General features: G+C 72.3%; 9 protein-coding genes. 3 read left to right on the forward strand and 6 right to left on the reverse strand.

Going from position 1 to position 7,716, the window contains the following annotated elements:
• Positions 1–152: 152 nt before the first annotated feature.
• Both VF542_RS18590 and VF542_RS18595 read right to left on the reverse strand, forming a co-directional pair.
• On the reverse strand, positions 153–1,259 hold the full coding sequence (locus tag VF542_RS18590) for a C45 family autoproteolytic acyltransferase/hydolase (RefSeq protein ID WP_408653187.1): 1,107 nt from the start codon (positions 1,257–1,259) through the stop codon (positions 153–155).
• A gap of 20 nt (positions 1,260–1,279) precedes the next feature.
• A complete protein-coding gene (locus VF542_RS18595) occupies positions 1,280–1,684 on the reverse strand; it encodes a secondary thiamine-phosphate synthase enzyme YjbQ (protein ID WP_408653188.1) in 405 nt (134 codons plus the stop codon).
• Positions 1,685–1,790: 106 nt separating this feature from the next.
• On the opposite strand from VF542_RS18595, the gene rph reads away from it, so the two are divergent.
• The 3 genes from rph to VF542_RS18610 all read left to right on the forward strand — a co-directional run bounded on the left by rph (position 1,791) and on the right by VF542_RS18610 (position 4,924).
• A complete protein-coding gene (gene rph / locus VF542_RS18600; protein WP_408653189.1) occupies positions 1,791–2,516 on the forward strand; it encodes a ribonuclease PH in 726 nt (241 codons plus the stop codon).
• 91 nt (positions 2,517–2,607) lie between these two features.
• Positions 2,608–3,240: an RdgB/HAM1 family non-canonical purine NTP pyrophosphatase gene (gene rdgB, locus VF542_RS18605; protein WP_408653190.1), complete on the forward strand. Its 633-nt coding sequence runs from the start codon at positions 2,608–2,610 to the stop codon at positions 3,238–3,240.
• 136 nt (positions 3,241–3,376) lie between these two features.
• Complete coding sequence (locus VF542_RS18610; RefSeq protein ID WP_408653191.1) at positions 3,377–4,924, forward strand: Rieske 2Fe-2S domain-containing protein; 1,548 nt, start codon at positions 3,377–3,379, stop codon at positions 4,922–4,924.
• Positions 4,925–4,979: 55 nt separating this feature from the next.
• Here VF542_RS18610 and VF542_RS18615 read toward each other — a convergent pair whose 3' ends face one another.
• The 4 genes from VF542_RS18615 to VF542_RS18630 all read right to left on the reverse strand — a co-directional run.
• Positions 4,980–5,882, reverse strand: a complete 903-nt coding sequence (locus VF542_RS18615) for a biotin-dependent carboxyltransferase family protein (protein ID WP_408653192.1) — start codon at positions 5,880–5,882, stop codon at positions 4,980–4,982.
• Between the two features lie 64 nt (positions 5,883–5,946).
• Positions 5,947–6,573, reverse strand: a complete 627-nt coding sequence (locus tag VF542_RS18620) for a 5-oxoprolinase subunit B family protein (RefSeq protein WP_408653193.1) — start codon at positions 6,571–6,573, stop codon at positions 5,947–5,949.
• Positions 6,570–7,340 (reverse strand): LamB/YcsF family protein, encoded by a 771-nt coding sequence (locus VF542_RS18625; protein ID WP_408653194.1) that lies wholly within the window; start codon positions 7,338–7,340, stop codon positions 6,570–6,572. The genes VF542_RS18620 and VF542_RS18625 overlap by 4 nt, the downstream gene beginning before the upstream one ends.
• Positions 7,341–7,414: 74 nt before the next feature.
• On the reverse strand, positions 7,415–7,716 hold a 302-nt coding region (locus VF542_RS18630; protein WP_408653195.1), incomplete at its 5' end, for an anti-sigma factor.

The following is a 7,716-nucleotide window of genomic DNA, read 5'->3' on the forward strand; positions in this document are numbered from 1 at the left end:
TTCTCCGGCCTGTTCAACGGCTTGCAGCCCAAGGCGCAGGACCACGAGTTCTGGGGCAGCCAGCTTGCCTCGTTCGCCGTGGGGGTGGCACTCGGCGCCGCCCTGCACCGTCGCGGGCCGCGCCGGGCAAGATCCGGACCCCGCTGATCGCCTCAGCTCGCCCGGAACTGCTGCCAGTGCTTGTCCGGCCGCTCGCACGGCCCACCGGCCAGCACGCTCATCCGGCGGCCGGCCGGTTCCAGGGCGACGGTCGCCAGCGTCTGCCAGCCGGTGCCCAGCGGCGCGGCGGCTTCGGCATGGCAGCACACCGCGGCACCGTCGGCCTCGTGCGCGCACAGCAGGTCGGCCAGGTCCTCGGCCGAGGGACCCCGGCCCGCGGCCGGGCTGCCGGAGCCGCCGTCCGGGCTGCCGGAGCCGCTCGCTCGGTCGCCCGCTGAGCGGGCCAGCAGTACCTGCTGCCGTGCCAGGCTGTCGGACCCCGGCTCCATCGGCAGGCCATTCGCCGCCAACCCGGGGTCCTGGAAGTGGTTGGTGTGCACGCTCCAGCGCGCTGGCGGCAGTTCGGCCACGCCGGCCGGGGTGGCTTCCAGGCAGGCGACCCGCCGGCAGTCCAGCAGGGTGAAACAGCTCGATGCCGACAGCGGGGCACTGCGCAGGATCGAGATGCCGGCCTCGACGTCGCCTGCGGAGTCCAGGATCCGGCGGGCCACCGCGTGTACCGGCACGCCGCCGTCGCCGGTGTCGCTGCGGTGCGCCAGGATGTTGAAGAGCACCCCGAGGCCGGCGGAATTGACGCCGATCTTGGCCAGCAGGCCTGCCTCGGTCAGCGTCTGGAACGGATAGCGTGCCTGCCGGTACTCCAGCACCGCCCACCCGCCGGACAACTCCTGGTGCCAGTCCCAGGTCTGCGCGCCGATCATCACCCCGGCCTGGTTCGCCCCGGCCACCACGGAGCACTCACCCCGGCTGGCGCCACCCGCCGCGGCCAGCAACTCGGTACGGGCGTTGAGCGCGTGCAGCCGCCACCGCGGCAGCGAACTGGCCTCGGCATAGCCATCCAGTTCGGCTGCCAGGTCCGGCGCCCAGCCGATCAGGGCGTCCCGGGCCGCCAGGGCCAGCTGCCGGACCCGAGCCGGTTGCAGCCCGGCGGCGGCGAACAACCGGTCATAGACCGCCAGCGCACCGGGCAGCCAGGCCTCGCTGCCGGCCGCGAGTGCGGCGGCTCGCTGGCCGGGCTCGCCGCCGGCGATCCTCAGCATGCGCATCTCCAGCACGCGAATCAGCCGGCCACGAAGCTGAGCCGGACGGTGCGCACCTCGTTGTCGACGTTGGTGTCGATCAGGCAGATCGACTGCCAGGTGCCCAGTTGCAGCCGGCCGGCGATCACCGGCACCGTCGCGTACGGAGCGATCAGGGCCGGCAGCACGTGGTCGCGGCCGTGTCCGCGGGAGCCGTGCCGGTGCTGCCAGCGGTTGTCGGCCGGCAGCAGGTCAGCCAGCGCGGCAAGCAGGTCCTCGTCACTGCCGGCCCCGGTTTCCAGGATCGCCACCCCGGCGGTCGCGTGCGGAACGAAGACGTTCAGCAGCCCCTCGTCGCCGGCCTGCAGGAACCTGCCGCAGGTGTCGGTGATGTCGCACACCTGGGCCTGGTCGCCGGTACGGAACTCGAAGGTCTCGGTGCGCATACCAGCCATGATGCCCGCAGTCCGGTCGCCGTGTCCTCGGTGGCGCTGCCGGTTACCCGGCCACGCCCTCGGTGGCGCTGTCGGAGCGCCTCGATAGGCTGCCTGCATGAGTTCCCGCCCGGACGGCCGAGCCGCCGACCAACTCCGCCAGATCACCATCACCCGCAACTGGCAGGCCTATGCCGAGGGTTCGGCGCTGATCGAGTTCGGCGAGACCAAGGTGCTGTGCGCCGCCTCGGTCACCGAGGGGGTGCCGCGCTGGCGCCGGGGCAGCGGCCTGGGCTGGGTGACGGCCGAGTACGCGATGCTGCCGCGCGCCACCCTGACCCGCAACGACCGCGAGTCGGTGCGCGGCAAGATCGGTGGCCGAACCCACGAGATCTCGCGGCTGATCGGTCGCTCGCTGCGGGCCGCGGTGGACCTGTCCGCCCTCGGTGAGAACTCCATCGCCATCGACTGCGACGTGCTGCAGGCCGACGGCGGCACCCGGACGGCGGCGATCACCGGCGCCTACGTCGCGCTGGCCGACGCGGTCGGCTGGCTGGGCAAGCGAGGCTCACTGGCCCGGACCGATCCCTTGATCAACGCGGTGTCGGCGGTGTCGGTGGGGGTGATCGACGGTGAGCCCCGGCTGGACCTGATGTATGAGGAGGACGTCCGCGCCGGGACCGACATGAACGTGGTGGTCACCGGCACCGGTGACTTCGTCGAGGTGCAGGGCACCGCGGAGGGGGTGCCGTTCCGCCGCGACGAGCTCGACGCGCTGCTGGACCTGGCCGTAGCCGGTTGCGCCGAACTGACCCGCCACCAGCAGGACGCGCTGGGTCGATGAGTGAGCAGCTGATCCTGCCCGCGCGAGCACCGCGAATGAGGAGCGCAGCAGATCCCAGCGATGGGCGCTCGCGCGAAGAGCAGGTGAAACGGTGACCGCACGGCTGCTGCTGGCCACCCGCAACGGCAAGAAGCTCGACGAGCTGCGACGCATCCTGCAGCCCCGAATGCCGGTCGAGGTACTCGGGCTTGCCGACGTGCCGGCCTTCGACGAGGTGCCCGAATCCGGCGCCAGCTTCGCCGAGAACGCCCTGATCAAGGCGGTCGAGGCGGTCAAGCACACCGGCCTGGTCACGGTGGCCGATGACTCCGGCCTGGCGGTGGACGCGCTGAACGGCATGCCGGGTGTGCTGTCGGCGCGCTGGGCCGGCGCCCGGCACGACGACACCGCCAACCTCACCCTGCTGCTCGAGCAACTGGCCGACACGCCGGAGGACCGGCTGGGCGCGGCATTCGTGTGCGCGGCGGCGCTGGTCACCCCGGACGGCAGCCAGGTCGTGCGCGAGGGCCGGATGCCCGGCCGGCTGATCCGCCAGCCCCGGGGCACCCACGGGTTCGGCTACGACCCGATCTTCGTGCCGGAGGGCTACCAGCTGACCAGCGCCGAGCTGCCGGCCGCCGAGAAGGATGCCATCAGCCACCGCGGCAAGGCGTTGCGGGAGCTGTTGCCGTTCGTCCTGCAGGCACTGGGAGGTCCGGAACCGGGCGGTCCGTACACCGAGTGATCGCGCTGCCGGCCATCGTGAAGGCGGCACCGGCTCACGCGCGACGCGTGATGGTCAGGTCACGGCCCAGCCGCGGCCAGCGACTACCGTTGGAGGTAGACAGAACTACCTGCGCGGCGGAGTGGAGCACAGTTTCATGCGACTGACCGGCCTGGGCCATGCCAGCGTGCTGATCGAGACCGACTTCGGCAGCGTGCTCACCGATCCCTGGGTGAACCCCGCCTACTTCGGGTCCTGGTTCCCGTTTCCGGACAACTCCCAGCTCGACTGGGACACCTTCGGCAACGTCGACTACCTGTTCGTCTCGCACCTGCACCGCGACCACTTCGATCCCGAGCACCTCAGGCGCTACGTCAGCAAGAAGGCCACCGTCCTGCTGCCGAACTACCCGACCAGCGAGCTCGAGGACCGGCTGCGGGAGCTGGGGTTCACCTCCTTCGTCCGGACCCGCAACGACGAGGTGATCGACCTCGACGGCCTGCAGGTGATGGTCGACTCGCTGATCTCGCCGACCGACGGCCCGATCGGTGACTCCTCGCTGTGGCTCTCCGACGGCCGGCACATCCTGCTCAACCAGAACGATGCCCGGCCGGCGGACCTGACCTCGTTCACCAAGCTCGGCCACGTCGATGCCCACCTGCTGCAGTTCTCCGGCGCGATCTGGTTTCCGATGGTCTATGACCTGCCCAAGCGGGCCAAGCAGGCGCTGGGAGCGACCAAGCGGGAACGGCAGTTCGACCGCAGCCTGCGCTACATCGATGACCTGCACGCCAGCTATGTGTTTCCGACCGCCGGCCCGCCGTGCTTCCTGGATGAGGAGCTGTGGGGCTTCAACGACATCTTCGGCGACGAGTCCAACATCTTTCCCGACCAGAAGGTGTACCTGGACTGGCTCGGCGAGCACGGACGGGACAACGGCCGGCTGCTGTTGCCCGGCACCGTGGCCCGGCTCGACGAACCGGGCTGCCCGCTGGACCACCCGATCTCCGATGCCGAGGTCGACAAGCTGTTCGCCGACAAGACCGGCTACCTGCGTGACATGCAGGATCGGCGGCAGCCGGCGGTGGAGGAGCAGAAGCGGACCTGGACCCATCCCGAGATCGACGTGCTGGCCGAGATCAAGGCCTGGTTCACGCCGCTGCTGGAGGAGGCCGACCACATGGCGGCCGGCATCAACGGCGGGATCCGGGTCACCGCAACCGACGACGAGCGCGGCGACATCGACTTCCTGCTGGACTTCGTCAGCCGGGAGGTACGCCCCTATCAGGACGAGAAGGTCCGTTACCGGTTCCAGACCAAGCGGGCCTACCTGGAGCAGCTGATCTTCGAGCACGAGATCGACTGGGTGAACTCGCTGTTCCTGTCCTGCCGGTTCACCGCCACCCGGATCGGGCCCTACAACGAGTTCGTCTACACCTTCTTCAAGTGCCTGTCCGAGGAGCGGCTGAACTACGCCGAGGGGTACTTCGCCGAGGCCGCCAACGACGAGGAGTCGATCACCGTGGACGGCTGGACCTTCCAGCGCCGCTGCCCGCACCTCAAGGCCGACCTGACCCGGTTCGGCAGGGTCGCGGACGGGGTGCTGACCTGCCAGATGCACGGCTGGAAATGGCGGCTGACCGACGGCAAGTGCATCACCTCGGTCGGGCGGCCGCTGCGCACCGAGGGACGGACGGTTCGCTGAGGCCCGGTTCGCTATGGCCCGGCACGCAGAGGCCCGGTTCGCCGATCCACGCCGCTCAGCCGAGCCCGAAGCGGAGCCCGGAGCCAGCTGGAGCCCGGGACGGGGCGAACCGCAGCGCGCCGCCCGGCCGCAGCTGGGCCAGCAGGTCCAGTTCGGCAGCCGGCAGCACCGCGATCACCGGGTAGCCGCCGGTGACCGGGGCGTCCGGGCCGAGCACGATCGGCTGGCCGTCCGGCGGTACCTGGACGGCTCCGGGCAGCGTCGGCTCGGACGGCAACTCGGCGGCGGCGCGTTCGGCATCCGGGCGCAGTCGCAGCGCCGTTCCGGCCAGCCGGGTGCCGATCCGGTTGCTGTCCGGGCCGACCAGCCACGGCGAGTCGAACAGCCGGCCGCGCAGGTCAGGGTCGAACCAGCCCGCGCGCGGGCCCGCGGCCAGCCGCAGGGTGGCGGTGCCGCCCGCCGGCTGCCGCGCCGGGTCGCCCGCGAAGTCGCCGGGTTCGCCCGCCGCCGCCGTTCCGACCGGTAGTTGCTGGCCCGCGGCCAGCGCCGCCGGACCCAGGCCGGACAGGGTGTCGGTGGCCCGGGAGCCCAGCACGGGGGCAACCGCCAGGCCGCCCCGGACGGCCAGGTAACTGCGCAGGCCGGTCACCGGGGTGCCGGTGGAGATCACGCTGCCGGCCGGACAGCTCAGCGCGGCGTTCCAGCCACCGCGGTGGCCGGACAGCTCGCAGCGGGCGCCGGTGAACGCGACGGTGGCGGCATCGGCCAGCCGCAAAACCAGCCCGCCGAGGACGAACTCGATGCCCGCCGCGGACTCGTGGTTGCCCACCAGCCGGTTCGCCAGCCGCAGGGCGCCCCGGTCGAACGCCCCGCTGCGGCTGACGCCGAGGTCGGCCAAGCCCGGCCGGCCCAGATCCTGCACGGTGGCCAGCGGGCCGGGGGCCAGCAGCTCGATCATGCGTCCTGCCCGATCATGCGGCCAGCCCGATCATGCGTCCAGCCCGATCATGCGTCCAGCCCGATCATGCCGGCGTCAACCGGACGGGGGTGCCGGGCCGCAGCAGCGCCGGCGGCCGGCGGTCCAGGTCGAACAGCACGGCGTCGGTCCGGCCCAGCAGTAGCCAGCCACCCGGTGAGCTGCGCGGGTATACCCCGGTGAACTCGCCCGCGATGCCGACCGACCCGGCCGGCACGGCCGGTCGCGGGCTGGCCAGCCGCGGCAGCCGCAGCGCCGGGTCGAGCCCGCTGAGGTAGCCGAAGCCGGGCGCGAATCCACAGAACTGCACGGTGTATTCCGGCGCGCAGTGCCGCCGGATCACCTCGGGCACCGTCAGCCCGCACTCCCTCGCGACCGACTCCAGGTCCGCGCCGTCGTAGTGCACCATCAGCTCGACAGCGGGCTCCGGCTGCCGGGTGACCGAGCTGGCCGGGCCGCTGAGGCAGCCTTCGAGCAGGCTTCGCAGCTCGGCCCCTGACACAGCGCCCGGGTCGAACTCGACCAGCACCGTCCGGGCGGCCGGAACCACCGCCAGCACCGCCGGATGTGCCCGGGCCAGCAGGGCATTGCGCAACGGCAGGACGTCGGGAGCACCGGCGAGCTCCACCAGCACCGCGCTCGGGCCGTAGGGCAGCAGCGTCCAGCCGGTCATCCGGTGAAGGCCGCCAGCCGGACGCCGGCGCCGGTCAGCCGATCCCGCACCGCGCGGGCGATCGCGGCGGCGCCGGGGGTGTCGCCGTGCACGCACAGTGACGCCGGCCGCACCGTGACCCGGCTGCCGTCGACCGCCGGTACCTCACCGTCGGTCACCATCGCCAGCGCCCGGTCGGCGATCTCGCCGGCCTCGTGCAGCACCGCACCTGGCTGGCCGCGCGGCACCAGCGAGCCGTCGGCCCGGTAGCCGCGGTCGCAGAAGGCCTCGAACACGACCGGGAGTCCCGCCGCGTCGGCAGCCGAGGCGAGCGCCGAGCCGGGCAGGGTGAGCACCGGCAGCGGCCGGCCCCAGCCGAGCAGCGCACTGATCACGGCACCGGCCTGGCCGGCGTCGGTGGCTGCCGCGTGATACAGCGCGCCGTGCGGCTTGAGGTAGCGGACCTGGTCACCGGCGGCCCGGGCGAAGCCGTCCAGGGCACCGAGCTGGTAGAGCACGTCGGCGCTCAGGTCGTCCGGGGCGATGTCGATCCGGCGCCGCCCGAAGCCCACCAGGTCCCGGTAGCCGACCTGGGCGCCGATCGCGACACCCCGCCGGACGGCCTCGGCGCAGACCCGCCGCATGATCACCGGGTCGCCGGCGTGAAAGCCGCAGGCAACGTTCGCGCTGGTGATGATGCCCAGCAGGTCCTCGTCCGCACCGGCCGTCCAGGCTCCGAAACCCTCGCCGAGGTCGGCGTTCAGGTCGACCTGCGGGCTGTCCGGCATGGACCTCACGGTATCCGGTGCCACCCGGCCACGGCGGCAACACCGGCACCGGCAGCACCGGGCCAGCGGCGGGGTCAGAGCTTGAGGACCTGCACGGTGCTCAGGGTGGGCTGCGCCGAGCCGCCGGCCGGTTCCACCGAGACCCCCATCTGGTCCACCCCGTCCAGGTTCCCGGACGCCGGCACCTCGACGTTACCGGCCGGGTCGGGGCGGAACACCCCGCCCGAGACCGGCGCACCGGTCTCGGTCATCAGCCACAGCTGATAGGTCTGGTTCTCGGGCAGCGCCGGCATGCCCCGCCCGATCAGCACCAGCCGGTGCTCGCTGCGGGAGTAGATCAGGGTGCCCTCACCCCGCTTCATGGCGGTGGTGGTGG

This window comes from Jatrophihabitans sp., assembly GCF_036389215.1.
GTDB lineage: Bacteria > Actinomycetota > Actinomycetes > Mycobacteriales > Jatrophihabitantaceae > Jatrophihabitans_A.

Excerpts from the sequence above, each read along its gene's own strand:
- VF542_RS18590 (WP_408653187.1), bottom strand. The coding sequence starts at position 1,259 with ATGCTGAGGATCGCCGGCGGCGAGCCCGGCCAGCGAGCCGCCGCACTC.
- VF542_RS18595 (WP_408653188.1), bottom strand. The coding sequence starts at position 1,684 with ATGCGCACCGAGACCTTCGAGTTCCGTACCGGCGACCAGGCCCAGGTG.
- rph (WP_408653189.1), top strand. The coding sequence starts at position 1,791 with ATGAGTTCCCGCCCGGACGGCCGAGCCGCCGACCAACTCCGCCAGATC.
- VF542_RS18610 (WP_408653191.1), top strand. The coding sequence starts at position 3,377 with ATGCGACTGACCGGCCTGGGCCATGCCAGCGTGCTGATCGAGACCGAC.
- VF542_RS18615 (WP_408653192.1), bottom strand. The coding sequence starts at position 5,882 with ATGATCGAGCTGCTGGCCCCCGGCCCGCTGGCCACCGTGCAGGATCTG.
- VF542_RS18620 (WP_408653193.1), bottom strand. The coding sequence starts at position 6,573 with ATGACCGGCTGGACGCTGCTGCCCTACGGCCCGAGCGCGGTGCTGGTG.
- VF542_RS18625 (WP_408653194.1), bottom strand. The coding sequence starts at position 7,340 with ATGCCGGACAGCCCGCAGGTCGACCTGAACGCCGACCTCGGCGAGGGT.